We start from the raw sequence: 17,830 nt of genomic DNA on the forward strand, positions 1-17,830 counted from the left end.
TTATACTCCGGCTTCACTCTTTAGCATAGATTTTTTAAGCCCTTCGATTTCCTCCGGACTGAGTTTTCGATACTGCCCGGGGGATAAATTTTCATCCAAACTGATATTTCCCATGGAAATCCGTTTCAGCTTTGTAACGACATAGTTTTCCGAAAGAGCGAGAAACATCTTCTTAATCTGATGAAATTTTCCTTCCGTGATGATGATTTCCACGGCAGATTTATCCGGGTTCGCAGAAAGTAGTTGAACCTGCGCCGGTTCCGCAACAAGATCCGTATCATATTGAATCCCTTTCCGTAACGGCTCCAGATCCTTATCTTCCAGACAGGCAGGGATTTCCACATAGTATTTTTTCTCAATGTGATTCTTGGGAGAAAGAAGGGTATGTGCAAGCTTTCCGTCATTCATAATTAGAAGCAGTCCCTCGGCATCCTTATCTAATCTGCCTACGGGAAATAAATCCTTTCTGTGGCATTCGGAAAAGAGGTCCAAAACTGTTTTCTGCTTACGGTCCTCCGTGGAAGAGAGGACGCCAACAGGTTTATTCATCATATAATAGGAATATTCTTCATAGGTGATTTCTTCCCCTTTATAAAGGATTCTCGAATCCGAATTCACAGTAAAGCTGGCATCTCGAATCATTTCTCCATTCACAAAAACCAGACCTTTACGAATATCCTTTTTCAAATCCGAACGACTCGCTATCCCCATATCAGACAAATATTTATCCAATCTCATCTCCGCACACTCTTTCTCATTATGAAAATATTGGATTTTTCGCTTTTCTCATTTCATTTCCGAGAAAAGAAATCTTATGCCATTTTAATAGAAGGGCACCCTTCTTACAAGCAAAACGAGATAATGCACGCTATACGAGCAATACTCGATAAGAGTAAAAAACGTCGCCCCGGAGTTCCGGATCGACGTTTTCATTTTAGAGATAATTTTGAATCCTTTATCTTTTACCGTTTACTCTGTTCTTTCCGTACAGAAGACTCAGGGCAAATCCCACTGTCGAAAGGAAGAAGAAAAGAGCATATAGTCCTAAAGCACTGCTGTCCGAGGTCTCTATTCCGCCTCTTCCCGCGCCAAGCACCTGCGGCTCTTGGTCTGCACTTGTTCTATTCGCTCCCAGAACTCTTGTGTCCTTCATTTCTTCTATATTCTTTTGCGTTCTGTCCGTGCCCAAAACTTCTCCGGGACTATTCTGTTCGGAAGAAGGCGGAGTCACAACACTAAACACAGGGACTTCTACAGTGCTTGGCGGATTATTTCCGCTTGGAGGGGTTCGTCTATTGCCTCCTTCAAAAGGATGCTCCGGAGTATTTCCTCCATTATCGGGCGAGTCGGGAGGGATAAGCTCTTCGCTTGGTGGGTTCGGTTTAGGATTATCCATTTCAGGGTCTTCTATCTTTTTATTGATAAATACTGCTCCGAAAGCGGATCCAGGTATTTTTTCTTTCCTACTGCTATATCCCGGCACAGGAAGCTCTTTCAGTTCGTATGGAATTTCCTTTCCCTCTCCATCCTTCTCATACACAAAAAAGCTATGCTTCCAATCATTTCTTTCGTTTAATCTTACACTATCAACAATTTTTCCGTATGCCAGCAATTGAATCTTCACTTCATAGGGGTGATGTCTATCTCCTTCCCATTCTTTCCTTACCGGAATCGGAATACTATGTCCTTCAGTATAATAGTTGGTGATTGTAAACTTCGTACTCATGGAACCGTTAATAAGCGAGCTGTAGCCGGGAACGCTTTCTTCCTCAACAGAATACTGAATCAAGTTGCCTTTCTCGTCATACCTTTTCAGATTTTCAAAAACGTATACCCATCCGTTTTCTTCTGAAAGCTCTGCTTTAAGATTTTCCGCTCTTCTTCCGTTCTGTAGAAGATGTACGATAATCTTATCAGGATGTGCCGGAACTTCCGAATCTCCTATAACATCCAATGCATCCATTTTCAAAGGATCAAAATCTTCTTTATTGTCAAAGCCGTCCGGTAGTAAAGAGGCTGTAGACGGAGAACCGGGACGCACCAATACAGGCCACTTCTTTTCCACTATTACATTACGGGTCTTCGAGTCCTCTTTCTCATTTTGAAAATTGAATTCCAGTTTCTTATTGTCTCCAAATAAATCCTCTCCAAGTGAATGAACAGTCTTATCCAACTTATATCCATCAGGGGGCAATATTTCTTCCAGCTCGTACTCTCCTCTACGAAGATTTTTTACTGTCGCTATGCCCTTTTCATTTGTTTCTATTGTTTTTTTGAACTTGGAGTACTTTTTACTAAGAAGGTAAACTGCTCCTCCCAAGGGGACATCCGAATCCTTATCTATTGTTTTGATTGCAATACTGTATGCCTTTTCTTGTAATGACTCTTCCACCCCCTTTACGGTATAGCTATGTTCAATCGGTTTTATATCCGTCCCTTCAAGCTTTACTTTATTCTTGTAGCTCTCCCCATTAACGGGAATTTCATTTATCTCCACAAAATACCGAAGCTCAAAGCCCTCTGTCGGTCCCAATTCTCCTAAATCAATTTGGAATTCTCCGGAATGTATTCCCTCTTCACCATAGTCTAAGCCGGCCTCCTCTTCTACAGCAGAATTTTCCCCTTCCATATCCTCTCTCAAGGAAAATATACTCCCCCTGTTTTCCTCATCATCTATAGCTGCATGAAAAAACTTTTTTCCATTCTCTTCCCTAAGCTCTCCACTTCTCCAGACTCCCCTGCGTAACGAGGGTTTAAATCTGTCGCTATCCTCTACAGTAAAATCCATATAGTAAGGATCCATATATTCCAGCGCAGATGATTCGAGACTGTCCTTTAAAACAAGATGATTGTAACCCTCTGCATTGTGCGTTCCCTTAAAGTTTTTTGCATCAAAAGTAATACGATATTCCAGTACATAATGTGAATCGTGGTTAGTATCTTCTATTTTTAAGATTTTCCCATCCACCACTTCCTTGGAGAAGCTAATCGGCTTGAGATCATAATTGCGCTTCTCTTCCTCCACTTCAGTTGCAATGGCTTCCCTATCGGACTCCGAAGCAACAGCCGAAGCAATAAGGGATTCATTTTCTACTTCTGTAGCATTTTCCGGCTCTGTATTTTCCGGCTCTGAGTTTTCCATCTCTGCATTTTCCGACTCTGCATTTTCACCGTACATTTGTGTCTCAGGTAAGACAAAAGGAACTTCTCCTTCTGCTTTTGACAGGAAAAATCCTTGCCAAATCATCAGTGCAGAAAAAAAGAACGCCAAAAAAAGCTTCTTTGCTCTCCTCATCATTTTCGCCTCTCTTTATGGTCGAACACTTAATATTTAAGTTTTTATATATTCTCATTTTACCACTGTTCAAAGCTTCAACAAGAAAAACTGAGGGTTTCAACTATAGTTGTTTGTAAAATAAAGTATAAAAGACTTTTAAATATTTCCTTTTAGATACGAAACACGGAGAACTTTGCTAAGCACATAAAAAAATCGCCAATCCTGTATAAGATTAGCGATTTTCTATCGTATATACACTTACTGTATAGTTCTTCTTCCGAAATATCCGAGGATTCAGCTTCCCGAAGCCGAATCCTCTCTTTTTCACCAAACCGGGCTTATCTCTTTTTCCCTGGTTTTCTTTTTTCATAAAGTAAGGTAAAGGAAAATCCAATTGCGGAAATCAAGAATAAAGCCAAGTAAAGCCTCATAGCGCTGCTGTCAGAAGTCTCGGTCCATCCTCGTCCGCTTCCCAAAACCTTAGGAACTCTCTCTGCTCCAAGAATATGCTGTCCCGACTCCTTCTCCGTATCGGAAGTGAATCTGTTTAAACCTAAAACTTCCGCCGTAGTTTCCGATGGTATTGGGATATCTGCAGACTCGTTCACAAGAGGATTCTCAATTCCTCTTGGAGAGCTTCCGCCGCCGGGATGAGTCGAGGAGTTCCCGCCATTTTCATGGGATTCGGAAGTCTCGTCTCCCTTATCCGAATCACTCTGTCTTTGCTTTTTTGTATTAATAAAAACATTGAGGTAACCGGTATCCGCATCATTTTCTACTGCCATTTCATAACCTTCTACAGGAACTTCCCTCACTTCAAAATGAATCGGATGATTATATTCATCTGTTTTATTCCTCTCGAAATGATACTGCCAATCGTTGCCATCGTTTAACAATACACTTTTTACAGCTTTTCCATTCTCTAATAGTATTACTTCCACTTTTCTGGGATGTGGCCCCTCTCCCCGCCAGATTTTTGTGACAGGAATCATGCTTTGGTCTCCTTCACTATAATTATTCATTATAGTAAACTTCGTATCCTGTGATCCGGTAATCGTTGTTGTGTAGTTTGCTAAAGGCTTTTCTTTTACCGTATAAATAATTTCTTTTCCATCCTCATCTTTTCTTGGTAAATCTTTAAAGATATATTCTCCGCTTCCAAAATATCTCTTAGGATCTATTTCCGCCTCTCTAATGACCTTTCCATCTCTTAAAAGATAAACCGTTACCGAAGGAGAATAAGGAAGATTCCGGTTATTTGAAATCCCATCCGTTAAAAAAGATTCATTTCTATTGAACTTGTTTTCCTCATCATCAAAATCCACCTCTTCAAAGTCTTCAACAGGTAGATATGCAGGCTCCGGTGTACCGGGTTTTACATGCCATACTTTTTCTACAATAATATCTCTTTTATCCGAATCTTCTTTCTTAAGCTTCTTCTCATTTTGAAAATGTACGACAACTTCAGAAGTCTCATCAAACTGATCTTTTACAATGCTCTTTTCTCTTTCTTCCCCTTCCTCATTCATCTTATAGCCCTTAGGGGGATTTATCTCTTCAATGTCATAATATTCTTTAATCAGATTATGTACGGTAACCTTACCGTCTTTTCCTGTTTCTACCAATTTCTTATAGCCGGTATTCAAGCTGGAAACCAGAAATTCCGCACCTTCCAATGGACTTCCATCCTGCTTATCCGTCTTTTCAATAGTAAAGCTGTACTCCTGCCCTTCAAAAGAATCCGCATCTTCTTTCACCGTATAAGTATGTTCCTGCGCTTTCACAGGAAGATTTAAAATCTCCGCCTTATTTTTATACTTTGAGCCCTTTTCCGGAAACTCGATTATTTCCACAAAATATCGAATTTCAAAACCTTCGTTGGCACCGATATGCCCGAGCTTGTATTGCATTCTTCTTTCGTTATTACTCCAATGTTCATGCAAATACTCCAGATTATCATAGTCTAAATGCGCCTTTACTGCAGGTCTTGTTCCTTCTGCATCCTCAAAAAGAGCAAAACTTGAGCCCGGGTTTTCCGTATCATCCGGATCAGGCACAAAGACTCTCTCTCCATTGTTGTCCTGGTACTCTCCGCTCTTCCAAACACCCTTTTTGATTGTCGGAATATACTTTTCCTCGTTCTCAAATGTACTGTTAAGGCTGATTGTAATCGGATCAAAGAATCTGAGCATATCACTTTCTAAGCTATCCTGAAAGATAAGATTATCATAGCCGTTTTCATCATGCTGTCCTTGAAGGTTTTTTGCATTAAAACGGACTACATACTCTAAAAGATAATGGTACTCTCCCTCTTCATCTTTAACCTCTTGAATCCCTCCATTTACTAATTCCTTAGAAAATGTAATAGGTTTATTGGGCGCTTCTTCCGTCGTAGATACCATTCCGGAATCTTCCCCCTCCGCCTTAGCAAAGAAAAATCCCTGCCAAATCATCAGCACAGAAAAAAAGAACGCCAAAAGCCTTCTTTTTACCTTCATCATCATGTCCCCCTCTTTATATGATATTTAAAATAATTACTTCTTCTCCTTTTATAATTTTAACATATTCTTAACAATTAACAAGTAAAAGCCTTTTTTCCACCAGGATATTCTTATTTTTTACCATTTACCTTCTTGCAATACTGAAAAAAAAGTATAAAATGCCCATGGATGCATTTTTTTAAATATCATTTGCAGGGAGGGGAAATGAAAAACAAAATATTAATGGAAGTAGCTGATACTTTCGGACTAAAGTTCTTGGAAGATATCAACGAAGCTGCGGGTATATATGAAAACTATTTTCTATCTATCCGCTTTGTGAATAATTTTTACCAGTGCTGCTTTTCTTTATCTCAGATGGGCAACTATCCGGATATGCAGTACATTAAGGCCTTAAGAAAAGAAATCAAGCCGGTACAGGGAATGGAAATTTCCGGTTATCTTGTAAAGGCAAATATTAAGGGCGGTTTTACCGCAAAGGGTTGTAAGCAAAATATCTTGGATTCCGTTGTGCAATTAATTTCCCACTTTTCCGCAAACGGCTTAGCAAGCTGTAGTGAAGTAAGCGGAAGTATGGACGGGGTTTCTCTTTACTGCTTAAACGGCCAGAGTCATTTCTTTACTAAGGCAGAATATGACCAAAAAAGAACAGAGCAGGAAGAAAAAAACCTACGAGATGAAAGTCGCGGTCCGGTTGGGATACTCCTTGGTATCTTCGGTGCTATAGTGGGTGCCTTTTTAGGGGCCATTGCCGTCTTCCTCTTTTCCCGAATGGGTTTTGTCACTCTTTATGGCGGTATAATAATGGCTGCAACCACTGTTCTGGGATATAAGCTCTTTGCAGGAAAGTTTGGAATCATCGGTATTCCCGTTACAATTCTCTGCCTGGCAGCTATGGTTTATCTTGTAAATCGTCTTGATTTTGCTTTCTTGCTTTCCGAAGCTTATTTTGGAAGCTTTGAACATGTTATAGAGTGCTTCCAGTACATGAAGGAAATCTTAGCGGAGGAAGTAGAAGAGGTAGGGATGAGCTACACCCGTAACTTGTGGCAGCTTATGATTTTCACACTGGCAACAGGCATCATCTTTACGATTTCCACCTTTTTTGCAGAAAAGAAGGCGAAGCCCTCTTATCCAATCCTGGATGAGTCAGATTCCAACTTACAGTATTAATTTAGCTCTTTTGTGAACAGCAATAAGACTCGGGATGCGATAATTAGGAATTACCATCAACACGTTTTGTCCTATCAATCTAAAAACGAGATATCGCACGCTCTGTGAGCTATACTCGTTAAGAATTAAAGGAGGAAGTGCTTATTGGCAATCTCCCTCCTTTAATTTTTTATTCTGTTAGGATAAGCCCTCAAGTCATAAAAATTAATCCAAAGCGTTTACTTCAACTTATTTTACAACCAGAGTACCCTCATAATCTTTATAGCCTTCTGCACGAATAACTACTTTATTCGATTCCCCTTCTTTGAAAGCATCTTTTGTTAACGCAAGAGCATTAACTTTCGATTCTGTTTCGGCTCCTTCAGCTATTTTTGAATATGAATTCTTTCTACCTGCTAAGTCTACATCTCCTTCATCCTCTCCATATATAACTCCATTATAAACCGTCCCGTTTATTTCCACTTTGTATACTTTTTCAATATAAGAATGAATTTTCTCATTATACTTTCTTTTACCAAAGTACAAATAATATAATTCATAGAACTCATTTTTCTTATGTGCCAGAACAAGATTCTGCGGAATCTCCTCCAGTTTCTTATCTTCTACTTCTTCAGGCACTTCCGGCTTTTTTTCTTCTACCGCCTCAGGCTTTTTCTCCTCCGGTTTCTTTTCCTCTACCGCCTCGGGCTGCTTCTGTGGTTGCTTCTCTTCGGGCTGTTTCTCCTCCGGTTTCTTTTCCTCTACCTTCTCAGACACTTCCGGTTTTTTCTCTTCTTCCTTCTCCGGAACTGCCGGTTTTAGCTGTTTTGTTTCGGGAGTTCCTAAAGAAGCTCCTACTGATCCGGAACTGCCTCTACCGGGATTTACTCCGGTGCTTGACCCACTAAATACTGCTGTCTCCGGAATCGGGCGACTTGCTCCTGCAACCTGTTTGGAGGCGAAGCCCTTCCCCGCAATATAATAGGCTTCTCCCTTTTCATCTATCCACTGACCGCTTTGGTTTACATGATAGCCATCCGGAGTCATCCGGTTAACATAAAGGATTCCCAATGAATTGTCATCTACCGTACTGAAGAAATAGCAATATCCGTCAATCCACTGCCAGCCCGTTAATGCTCTTCCGGTCTTTGCCGACATTTCCGTACTTAAGAAATACCATTTTCCATTATCAAGAAGCCATCCTGTCTTCATATTTCCGTTTTCGCCAAGATAATACCATTCTTCATTTGATACAATCCAGCCCGTCAGTTTGTTTCCCTGCTCATTCAGAAAAGTCCAATGCTTCTCCTCCATCTTCCATTGTCCTTCCGTATTGGTTCTTCCGGTTTTTGCCCATACGTAAGATGAAGGCACCAGCATTGCGCCAAATACAAGTCCTAAAACAATCTTTTTAATACTCCTTTTCATCGATATATCCTCTCTTTTTCTCAAAAGACTTAAATTTTCCTGCTTTTACGCTAGCATGAAGCTTTTAAAAATTCAAGGATTCATATACTGTTACTTTTAATGTATTTCTTAATTTATTTTTAGAATCAATGAAATAAAATCAAGCTTTTATATCTGTATCCCTGACTTTACTGCTTTTTAAGAAGAAACTTTGTTGCACCGACTATAAAACTTCTCTTAAGAAATACTCTATATACATATTGAAAAATCCACCTATAATGATTAGAAGAAAATGTCGGGGTTGTTAAAATGCAAAACTTCTTTATCTTGTACCAATCCGTTGCAACATAAAAACTTCAGCTTTGTTTTTTTCATCCCTTTTTCCTATATTGTAACGACGGAAAGGAGCACTTATGTCTAAAAAAATTTATCTTGCCGGCGGTTGTTTCTGGGGTGTAGAAGCCTATTTTCAAAGAATTTCCGGTGTTCTTTCTACAAAATGCGGCTATGCAAACGGAAAGACGGAAAATCCCAGCTATAAGGAGGTCTGCCAAAAGGATACCGGCCACGCCGAAACGGTAGAAATCTATTATGATGAAGAAAAATTACCTTTAAAAAATCTTCTGCGTTACTATCTTAGAATCATCGATCCCACAAGCTTAAACAAGCAGGGAAACGATCAAGGTACACAGTATCGAACCGGCATTTATTATGTCGAGGAAAAGGATAAAGAAATCATTGAGGCAGTTTTAAAGAAAGAACAGGAGAAATACCAAAGTGCGATCGTGGTCGAGGTTCTCCCCCTTAAGCGTTTTGACAGTGCGGAAGAATATCACCAGGATTACTTAAACAAAAATCCCGGCGGCTACTGCCATATTCCACTGGATCTTGCAAATGAACCGTTGCTTGATGAAGAGAAGTACAGGGCATTATCGGAGGAAGAATTGCAGAAGAAGCTCACCAACGAAGAGTATGAGGTACTGGTGCACTCCGCCACAGATCGACCCTTTGAAAATATCTACTGGGACACGGTGGCGAGAGGGCTCTATGTAGACAGAGCCACCGGGGAGCCTCTATTTTCTTCCAAAGACAAGTTCCAGTCCGGCTGCGGTTGGCCCAGCTTTTCCAAGCCCATTGCGCAAGAAGTCATTCGCTATCTGGATGATGACAGTTTAGGAAGGCACAGAGTAGAAGTTCGCTCACAGGGTGGAAATTATCATCTTGGACATGTCTTTACGGATGGTCCGAAAGAGCTCACGGGACTGCGCTACTGTATCAACTCTTCTTCAGTTCGCTTTATCCCTTATGAGGATATGGAAAAGGAAGGCTATGGAGAATTAAAGAAATACGTATAGCGAAGAATATCTTAAATGATAAAACAAGCTTAAAAAAAACAGAGTTCCGGATTAATCCAGAACTCTGTATTGCTTTATCACTTGTCCATCCAGAAAAATAAGCGGTTTTGCCGTTAAACCGTCCGCATCCTTATCATAATACCCCATCAAATAATCATTTACTTCCTGTAAATCGGAGAATTCCTCTACCTGATAGGGCAGTTCGAAGGCCAGCTTTTCAATAAAGAGAAACTTATCTCCGTCCTCTACCAAAACTCCCACATGACCGATAAACTCCTGCACCTTGTTTAAGCCGTCATCCATGGTCATAAACACGGAAACCATATGCATCTTTTCATTATCGAAGGAAATCTCTTTCTCCTTCCAAGACTTAATGATTTCTTCTGCCAGAACACTTGTGTCATGTGTATCTTCCACATCTATATAGGAAAATAGAGTATCGTAGTTCTTCTTTTCCTCTCCGCTAAAGATTTGTTTTGCCGAGATAGCGTCAAAATCCGAGAAAAGCATAGTGGTGTCTCCCGGAACGGGATTCCCTACCTTGATGAAATCTCCCATCAAAGAAAAAGAGGTGATTCTGCAATTCCGTCCGACATAGCCTCCCTTATCCAACCAATGATCCACGAGCTTATCCGAATCAAAACTCGGAAATCCTGAATCGATTGTGGTCATCTTCTGAACAAGATTTTCTTTTCCGACAGCATTGTTGTATTCGTCCACTGCCGAAAAGAACGATTGAATCTTTTCTTCTTTAAGTCCTGCTCTCTTTAATGCACCCTCTACCCTATCTCTTGTTTCCCGATCCACAAGATTGGAATACTTTAACTTCGTCCCACTACTACACGCAGTACAAAGACTTATAAAGCAAAGAAGTACAAATATTTTAAGTATTTTCAATAAATCACTGCCCTTTCCGTCTACAAAATCAGTTCTCCTGATAAACGATGATATAAGCCTTTACAAAATCGCTTCCTACGGAGAAAGAGAGGGGAACTTCCACGATTGCTTTTCCGACTTCTCCCTTATAGTAACTGCTTCTTTCTTCCGCTGAATAGAAATACATCGCTGCGGAATAACTGTGTCCGGCATCTAAAGAAACATCAAAGCTCATGTTCTCCGTCTTAATATTTCTTGTTTTAGCCCCAATGCTTTCAGTGGTCTCAAATACACCTTCAATGGTATGCTGTCCTCCACTTAAGGCCACTATGGTTTGCAGGTTCTTTCCTGTAGTAAAGGACAGATTCGCAAGGCTGTTTCCATCTACCTTAATCTGCTTACAATATAAGTGCAGAAGCGCCTTATCTCTGTTTTCCTCTATAAACTTCTGCTCTCCTGCATCCCTCTTCTTTGTAAGAGAAAGCATCACAGTAAAGGCCACAGCCCATACTATTACAACAGCTACAATAATCATAATTGTTGTAGTATTCATCATAACACCTCTTTCTGATTTAAGTTCTTAATAAATTCCGAAATCCATTATAATTTTACAGAAAGAGAAGTCAATCCTACAAGCTGATTTATTTCTATTCTATATTCATCCTTCTTTGTATTTTATTTTTCTTCTTGCAGTTTAAACTTGGACACCAAATCATCCAGAATGCCGGCCTGTCCCGATAATTCTTCTGCTGCTGCCGCACTTTCTTCTGCAGTTGCGGAGTTATTCTGTACTACAGCGGAAATCTGATCCATTCCGATTGTCAGCTGGCTCATACCCTCGGACTCGCGAAGAGTCTCCTTTGTAATATCGGAAATCATAGCTTTAATCTTTCCGACTCTCTTCACCACATCCGAAAGGGATTCTCCTGTTTCTCTGGTAATTCTTGCTCCACGCTCTACAGCTTCCTTCGTCTCCTCTATAAGAACTCCGGTATTTTGAGCCGCCTTTGCGGATTTTTGTGCCAGATTTCCTACCTCGTCCGCAACAACCGCAAAGCCCTTTCCCGCTTCTCCCGCACGTGCCGCCTCAATCGCTGCATTCAAAGACAAGATATTGGTCTGGAAGGCAATATCATCTATGGTCTTGATAATCTTTCCGATTTCACTGGACTTCTCCGTAATTTCTTCCATAGCCTTGGACATTTCTTCCATTTTTTGATTACTAAGTGTAACGGCAGAGCCTGTCTGTTCGCTTAAGCCCTTTGCCTCTTCCGCCTTTTTCGTCGTAATCTTAATGGAATGGTCAATGTCACTCATACTTGCAGAAAGCTCCTGAACAGAGGATGCCTGCTCGGTTGCGCCCTGAGACAAGGATTGTGCTCCGCTCGAAACCTGATCCGAAGAACTGCTGACCTCCGATGCGGACTTTTGAATTTCTAAAATGGTTGCATTTAAATCAGCACGGATGGAACGTAAGGAATCAATCAGAGGATGATATTCCCCCTGATACTTCTCTTCCTCCTCGAGATTCACACGGAAATTTCCTTTGGCCAGCTCTTCCAGCTTCTCCTGTAAGTCTGCGGTAATTTCTTTGATCCGGTTCATAACCTCTTGGAATCCATTTCCAATCTGTCCGATTTCATCATCCTTTAAATAGGTTATTTCTTCACTAAAGTCCCCTCTTGCGACCTTGCCACCTACCTTTGCAATCTTTTGCAAAGGTCTCAAGGACTTCTTTATGAGCGTAAACAATACAAGAACCATGGTAAATACTGCTGCGGAAGCAAGGAAAAAGCTGAGGATAATCACAGCATAAATAGGTGCCATAAACTCCCGATTCTTTACAGAAAGCATAATCCACCAAGTATTCCCCATAATTTCCGTCGGAAAATAATAGACTCTCTTTTTCACAGAATCCTGATTCTTTTCCATCAAACTGAAGAGCTTTCCTTCCTGTAATTTTGCACTTATCTTCTTCGCTTCATTCTCTGTTTTTTCTTCTATAATCGGCTTACCGATGATATCCTTGTCCTGACTGTAAATCACATCTCCATGTTCATCCAAAATGTTGGTAAAAAGACTTGGAAATCGACTGTCCGCCTGCTGAATGGAAGAAAAGATATTGACGTCCACATCCAAGAAAACAACACCGATAAATTTACCATTAAAAACCATCGGTCTGGAAATGCTGATGATTTTTTCTCCATTCAACAAATCTTCATAAACATCGGTAATCACCGTTTTCTGTGTTTCTTTAGCCTTTTCATAATACTCTTTTTCCCTATAGTAGTCATAGGAAAAGTTAATCAGTTTCTTGGCCTTATATCCTTCTCTATTGAGATACGGTGCATAGTCCCAATTTACATCCACAAAAGCTCCCGGTTCAAAAAATGCACCGACGCCTGCGATATTTTCATTAGATGCAATTAAAGCATTTAAGGAATCAATCAACACCGACTCACTGTTGTACTGCGCCATATTCAGCTCTTTATCCACAATACGGGAGCGGAAATCCATCTTCTCCATCGGGGTAACATGCTGCTTTTCCTGTTTAATATTCTCTATCGACCACTGTGTTTCCGATGTATCTTCCACAGTACTTATGCCGTTATAAATAATGGAAGCAATCGCATCCATCTCTGAAATCAGCGCTGAAAGCTCATCGCCGGAGGCCTGTGCCTTATCTTCCATATTTTTATTCAGGGACTTTTCAAAAGCAATTCTCATGGAGCGGATAAGCCCTACATTCATACATAAAATGACAATCGCAGAAACAAAGCCAAGAATGAGAGGTAGCTTCAACGACAGATTCATGGCTTTTCCGGTTATTTTATTTTTCTTTTTTTGAAGATGATTTAGATTCAGATCAGAATCATTTGAAATAACCGTACTTCCCTGTACTTTTCCCATATCTCCTTCTCCTTAATACTATTCTTGAAAATTAGACTCTTTGTTATATCGGTATCATTCTCCCAAAAATAAGAAGATTTCTATATTTTATTTTGCTTTTTTTTAGAAAGAAAAATAAAAAATCATGGAAAGTGATTTAAAAAAAGTTTCGAAAAAGATACAAAAAATAGGATAAAAGATTTAAGAAAAGATATTGTAAAAAGTAAATTTCTTATTGTAAAATAATATCAATTAAATAGTTATTTTGCGGGTGTGATTCAATGGTAGAATGTCAGCTTCCCAAGCTGAAAACGTGGGTTCGATTCCCATCATCCGCTTTTTTTTTGCAAAAAATGTCCGATATAGATTATGAACTAATACATTTCTCCGATAATCTCTAGTAGATATTGCATAGGAGGGTGATTATGAAATCGATTCGGACGACCTTAATTATTTGCATGCTGATGCCTATCATCATTGCGTTTTCCTTGATGGGTGGAACACTAGTTTTCTATATGGACACTCTCAGTGTCAGTGACGGAAATAAATTGATGCCTGAAGGTGCTTCCCAAACTGCGGAATCCGTAGATGGTATTCTGGAGCTGGTTCAATCTCAGGTTGACCTGCTTGCCAATACCTGTAGTATGATGACGGATGAAGAAAAAATCCTGGCAAGAGACAAGTCTTACTTTGCCGAATATGAAAAGCAGATGAATGAAGTGGTCATCTCTTCCACAAAGGATATTCCGGGGCTGGTAGCCTCTTATATCCGTTATGACCCGAGTCTTACTTATGGTACTTCCGGTACCTTTTATACCGATGCGAACAAAGATGGAAAAATGGAAGCGGTAACTCCGACGGATCTTTCCGCCTATGATCCCTCTGATACGGAGCATGTCGGTTGGTTCTACACCCCTCTGAAAAATAAAAAGTCCACGTGGATGGAACCTTACTACAATGCCAATATCAATGTAACCATGATTTCCTATGTTTGTCCGGTTTATTTAAAGAGCGGGGAGGGCTTTGCGGTCATCGGTGTGGATTTTGACTTTGATTATCTGAATCAATTGTTTACAACACACCATAAATTCCATGTCGGAGATACCTTTTTATTAAATGAAGAAGGAAAAATTCTCTATCATCCGGATTTTACAAACGGCGAAAATTTCGGGGATATTCTGGATGGAAAATACAAAAACGACCTTGCGCAGATTATCTCCAATAAAAATGGTTATGTGAATGGAGGAAGAAGTAAAAAAGCGGTATTACTTGGCTTTGAAACACTGAGTAATGGTTGGAAAATTGTAGTCACCCCAAGCCATGAGGATATTTACGGAGCCATGGAGATGTTAAAGAGTACTCTCGGATTCTTCATAGCCATATATCTCATCATCATGTTTGTTCTCTCCTTCATAGTCGGAACCAAACAGGCAAAACCCATCCTTTCACTTACCAAATCCGTAAGAAGACTGGCAGAAGGTTCTTTAGACGAAGAGATTACCGTAAAGAGCAGAAATGAAACCGGGGCACTGGCAAAGGGTCTTACGCAATTGGTTGCCCAGTTGAAGGACTATAAGCTTTATATCCAAGAAATTACCGACAGTCTGAACGAAATCAAAAACGGAAATCTCGATATAGAGCTGAAAAACAATTATGCAGGGGAATTTGCCAAGGTGAAAGATGCTCTCCTTGACTTAACAACGAAATTAACCGATCTTATCGGAAATATTCGTCTCTCCTCCGAGCGTGTTTCCCAGTCTGCAAGAAATGTAGACAGCGGTGCACAGAACCTGACGCAGGGCTCTACCGAGCAAGCCAGCAGCATTGAGGAGCTCTCTTCTACCATCAACGACATTTCCGTACGTGTAAAGCAGAATGCCGACAACGCCATAAAGGCCAATGAAAAAGCCAAGGTCGGAAAAGAAGAAATGTTAAAGAGCGACGGTCAGATGCAGGAAATGAAGGAGGCGATGAGCCATATCAATGAGAAATCCGCTGAAATCAGTAAGATTATCAAAACCATTGATGACATTGCCTTCCAGACCAATATACTGGCTCTGAACGCAGCCATCGAAGCTGCCCGTGCAGGTGCGGCCGGAAGAGGCTTTGCCGTTGTAGCGGATGAAGTTCGAAATCTGGCACAAAAGTCGGCAGAAGCTGCTAAAAACACCACGGTCCTGATTGACGAAACCGTAAGAGCGGTAGAACAGGGAAGCAGTCTTGCAGACAACACTGCACAATCCCTACATCAGGTTGTAGAGGGACAGACGGAATTAAGCACTTTGATCAATGAGATTGCAAGCGCTTCCGAAGACCAGGCGCAGGCTGTTGCACAGGTTACAAGCGGTATTGAACAAATCTCCAGTGTTGTACAAAAGAACAGTGCTACTGCATCCGAAAGTGCTGACGCAAGTACCGAGCTGAACAGTCAAGCAGAAAAATTACAGGAACAAATCCGACAGTTCCACCTTCGGGATATGGACGGCAGAAGTTCATACACCTCCAAAGAGGATGAAGATGCAGGAGTGTCCGAAAGAGTGTCCGAAATGGATGACATGAATGAAGTCAATAAACCGGAAGAAGTAAAGGAACCGATTGAGGTGGATAACCCGGAGAGTCCGTATTGATTCTATAGAAAAATAAGGGAAAGAACCTATCGAGACTGTAAATAATTCTGTGTAAACAAGCAACAACAGACTGCAAAAAGGGATTCATGATTTCTTTCATGAATCCCTTTTGGTTATTTACTCTTTTTATAATTTCGGTCTCCTCCCCTAGAAAAGACAGGGAGATACTCTTTTAATCTTCCTTATCTTTAAATCCTTTCCTTCATCTTCGTTTAATAATCCACCGCATAATCCAGGTTAAAGCAATCCAAATGAGTGCACTAACCGCACAAATCAGCATCCAAGCCTTTCTGTCATTCATAAGAGGGAGCGGTACATTCATCCCGAAGAAGCCTGTAATGACCGCCAACACACTCAGCAAAATTTCAAAAATAGTCAGAGTACTCAGGTTGTTATTTAAGTCATTATTTAAAATATTGTTATAGGAATCCAAAAGCTGACGAACAACGGTAGAGAGTAAGTCTGTCATGGAAACCAACTGTCTGGCCTCCACCATGGCATCATCAAACTGTGCTGTTTCCACCTCCGTAAAGCTTCGGTAAATTGCATGGGCCTGTATATGCTCGAGAAGAAGCCGATTTTGTGTCGCCGCAGACTTTAAATAAATCATCCCTACCTCCAAATCAGAAAGAGCGTAAAGATTCCTCTTTGTGGTTTTCTTTCGAAGCAAATGATTGATCTCGTCCTTTTGCTTATCCAGTCGCTCAATTACAGGGTAATAGGCATTGGAAATCATTTCCAGACCGGCAAAAAGCAGGGTATAAATAGAGAGTTCCTCCTTCCCGTCTACATAAGCACACATTTTCTGAATGATATAGTCATTATCCTCATTACTGATCGTCAGTAAACGATTTTTCTGCACAATAAAAGTTAGCGGAACCGTTTCGTAATATTCCTTGTCTTTTTTTGACTCGAGAACACTGTAGATAAAGGTTACGGTTCCGTCCTCTCTGTCATAGTCCATGTGTGCATGCTCATTTTCATCCAAAGCATACTCTATGATTTTGGGATCAATATCGTAGTCCTCATAGATTTTCGACTTCTCTGTGATTTCGTCTGCATCAATATTTATCCATGTAGCATTGTTACTTAGTTTTCTGCTTACCCGCATTTTCCCCTACTCCAACTTAAAGCTGCCATAGAAACCGGTACAATTATCTAGGAACTATAAATATCTCTCCTGCGCCCGACAGTCAATGCAAGGATAATCAGCTCCTGATCTTGTATAAGGCAAAGTAAACGACACTCTCCGATTCTATACCTCCATTGCCCATTTTCATTCTTAACAAGTGGCGTAGGCGAAGCCTGCGACATCTTGTAGGCAATTAGTCCCTTGCCATGTGTTCTCGGATTTTCACAATTTTGCAAATTTTTTCCAATCCAGGATTTGATCATCTGCTGCGTGTATTTATCCAGCTTTTTGAATTCCTTATCAAATCGAGCGGTTGTTTCTACATGGTAGCTCATAGATTCAATTCCTTCCAAAGCTCCTCAATGGGTCTGGACTTACAGCCATCATTCTTATACTCCTGAAAGGCTTCATTGGCAAGACTGATATCATACTCCTCTTCAATGCGTTCAAATAAAGCCTTCTTAAAAGCCTCTCCCAAAGACATTGCATGAAGCTTAGCATAGCTTTCTGCAAGTGCTTTTTCCTCCTCATTCATTCGAATTGAAAATGCCATGATTTTACCTCTATTTCAAAAATTCTTTGCTGTGCTATTTCAGAAAAGAATATACAAACTTAAT

The 17,830-nt window shown here is 40.4% G+C and carries 13 protein-coding genes and 1 tRNA gene; 4 read left to right on the forward strand and 10 right to left on the reverse strand.

The window, feature by feature from the left end; genetic code table 11:
* The 3 genes from HMPREF9625_RS10395 to HMPREF9625_RS10405 all read right to left on the reverse strand — a co-directional run bounded on the left by HMPREF9625_RS10395 (window position 1) and on the right by HMPREF9625_RS10405 (window position 5,778).
* Window positions 1-738, reverse strand: a complete 738-nt coding sequence (locus tag HMPREF9625_RS10395; protein ID WP_009534654.1) for a pseudouridine synthase — start codon at window positions 736-738, stop codon at window positions 1-3.
* Between the two features lie 217 nt (window positions 739-955).
* A complete protein-coding gene (locus tag HMPREF9625_RS10400; protein ID WP_009534655.1) occupies window positions 956-3,298 on the reverse strand; it encodes a Cna B-type domain-containing protein in 2,343 nt (780 codons plus the stop codon).
* Window positions 3,299-3,615: 317 nt separating this feature from the next.
* Window positions 3,616-5,778 carry a Cna B-type domain-containing protein gene (locus tag HMPREF9625_RS10405; protein ID WP_242822668.1) on the reverse strand — a complete coding sequence of 721 codons (2,163 nt, stop codon included), beginning with the start codon at window positions 5,776-5,778 and terminating at the stop codon, window positions 3,616-3,618.
* Window positions 5,779-5,982: 204 nt separating this feature from the next.
* Between HMPREF9625_RS10405 and HMPREF9625_RS10410 the strand changes: the two genes are divergently transcribed.
* Complete coding sequence (locus HMPREF9625_RS10410; protein ID WP_009534657.1) at window positions 5,983-6,948, forward strand: hypothetical protein; 966 nt, start codon at window positions 5,983-5,985, stop codon at window positions 6,946-6,948.
* 228 nt (window positions 6,949-7,176) lie between these two features.
* On the opposite strand, the gene HMPREF9625_RS10415 is transcribed toward HMPREF9625_RS10410, so the two are convergent.
* On the reverse strand, window positions 7,177-8,355 hold the full coding sequence (locus HMPREF9625_RS10415) for a hemoblobin-interacting domain-containing protein (RefSeq protein WP_009534658.1): 1,179 nt from the start codon (window positions 8,353-8,355) through the stop codon (window positions 7,177-7,179).
* Window positions 8,356-8,747: 392 nt separating this feature from the next.
* Between HMPREF9625_RS10415 and msrA the strand changes: the two genes are divergently transcribed.
* Window positions 8,748-9,689 (forward strand): peptide-methionine (S)-S-oxide reductase MsrA, encoded by a 942-nt coding sequence (gene msrA / locus HMPREF9625_RS10420; RefSeq protein ID WP_009534659.1) that lies wholly within the window; start codon window positions 8,748-8,750, stop codon window positions 9,687-9,689.
* 51 nt (window positions 9,690-9,740) lie between these two features.
* Here msrA and HMPREF9625_RS10425 read toward each other — a convergent pair whose 3' ends face one another.
* The 3 genes from HMPREF9625_RS10425 to HMPREF9625_RS10435 form a co-directional block, all read right to left on the reverse strand.
* Entirely contained in the window at window positions 9,741-10,586 is an 846-nt protein-coding gene (locus tag HMPREF9625_RS10425; RefSeq protein WP_009534660.1) for a DUF4300 family protein, read from the reverse strand.
* Between the two features lie 28 nt (window positions 10,587-10,614).
* Window positions 10,615-11,118 (reverse strand): hypothetical protein, encoded by a 504-nt coding sequence (locus tag HMPREF9625_RS10430; protein WP_009534661.1) that lies wholly within the window; start codon window positions 11,116-11,118, stop codon window positions 10,615-10,617.
* Window positions 11,119-11,240: 122 nt separating this feature from the next.
* Window positions 11,241-13,475 carry a methyl-accepting chemotaxis protein gene (locus HMPREF9625_RS10435; RefSeq protein WP_009534662.1) on the reverse strand — a complete coding sequence of 745 codons (2,235 nt, stop codon included), beginning with the start codon at window positions 13,473-13,475 and terminating at the stop codon, window positions 11,241-11,243.
* A gap of 246 nt (window positions 13,476-13,721) precedes the next feature.
* Between HMPREF9625_RS10435 and HMPREF9625_RS10440 the strand changes: the two genes are divergently transcribed.
* Together HMPREF9625_RS10440 and HMPREF9625_RS10445 are read left to right on the forward strand one after the other, a co-directional pair.
* Window positions 13,722-13,792 (forward strand) — tRNA-Gly (locus HMPREF9625_RS10440).
* A gap of 87 nt (window positions 13,793-13,879) precedes the next feature.
* Window positions 13,880-16,081, forward strand: coding sequence for a methyl-accepting chemotaxis protein (locus tag HMPREF9625_RS10445; RefSeq protein ID WP_009534663.1), 2,202 nt, complete (start codon window positions 13,880-13,882; stop codon window positions 16,079-16,081).
* A 202-nt stretch (window positions 16,082-16,283) separates the two neighbouring features.
* On the opposite strand, the gene HMPREF9625_RS10450 is transcribed toward HMPREF9625_RS10445, so the two are convergent.
* The 3 genes from HMPREF9625_RS10450 to relB are packed head-to-tail and all read right to left on the reverse strand — an operon-like array spanning window position 16,284 to window position 17,766.
* Window positions 16,284-17,192 (reverse strand): magnesium transporter CorA family protein, encoded by a 909-nt coding sequence (locus HMPREF9625_RS10450; protein WP_009534664.1) that lies wholly within the window; start codon window positions 17,190-17,192, stop codon window positions 16,284-16,286.
* A gap of 47 nt (window positions 17,193-17,239) precedes the next feature.
* Window positions 17,240-17,548, reverse strand: a complete 309-nt coding sequence (locus HMPREF9625_RS10455) for a type II toxin-antitoxin system RelE family toxin (RefSeq protein WP_009534665.1) — start codon at window positions 17,546-17,548, stop codon at window positions 17,240-17,242.
* Window positions 17,545-17,766, reverse strand: coding sequence for a type II toxin-antitoxin system RelB family antitoxin (gene relB / locus HMPREF9625_RS10460; RefSeq protein WP_009534666.1), 222 nt, complete (start codon window positions 17,764-17,766; stop codon window positions 17,545-17,547). Before relB ends, HMPREF9625_RS10455 begins: the two co-directional genes overlap by 4 nt.
* Window positions 17,767-17,830: the final 64 nt, after the last annotated feature.

Source organism: Oribacterium parvum ACB1 (assembly GCF_000238055.2).
Classification (GTDB): Bacteria; Bacillota; Clostridia; order Lachnospirales; family Lachnospiraceae; genus Oribacterium; species Oribacterium parvum.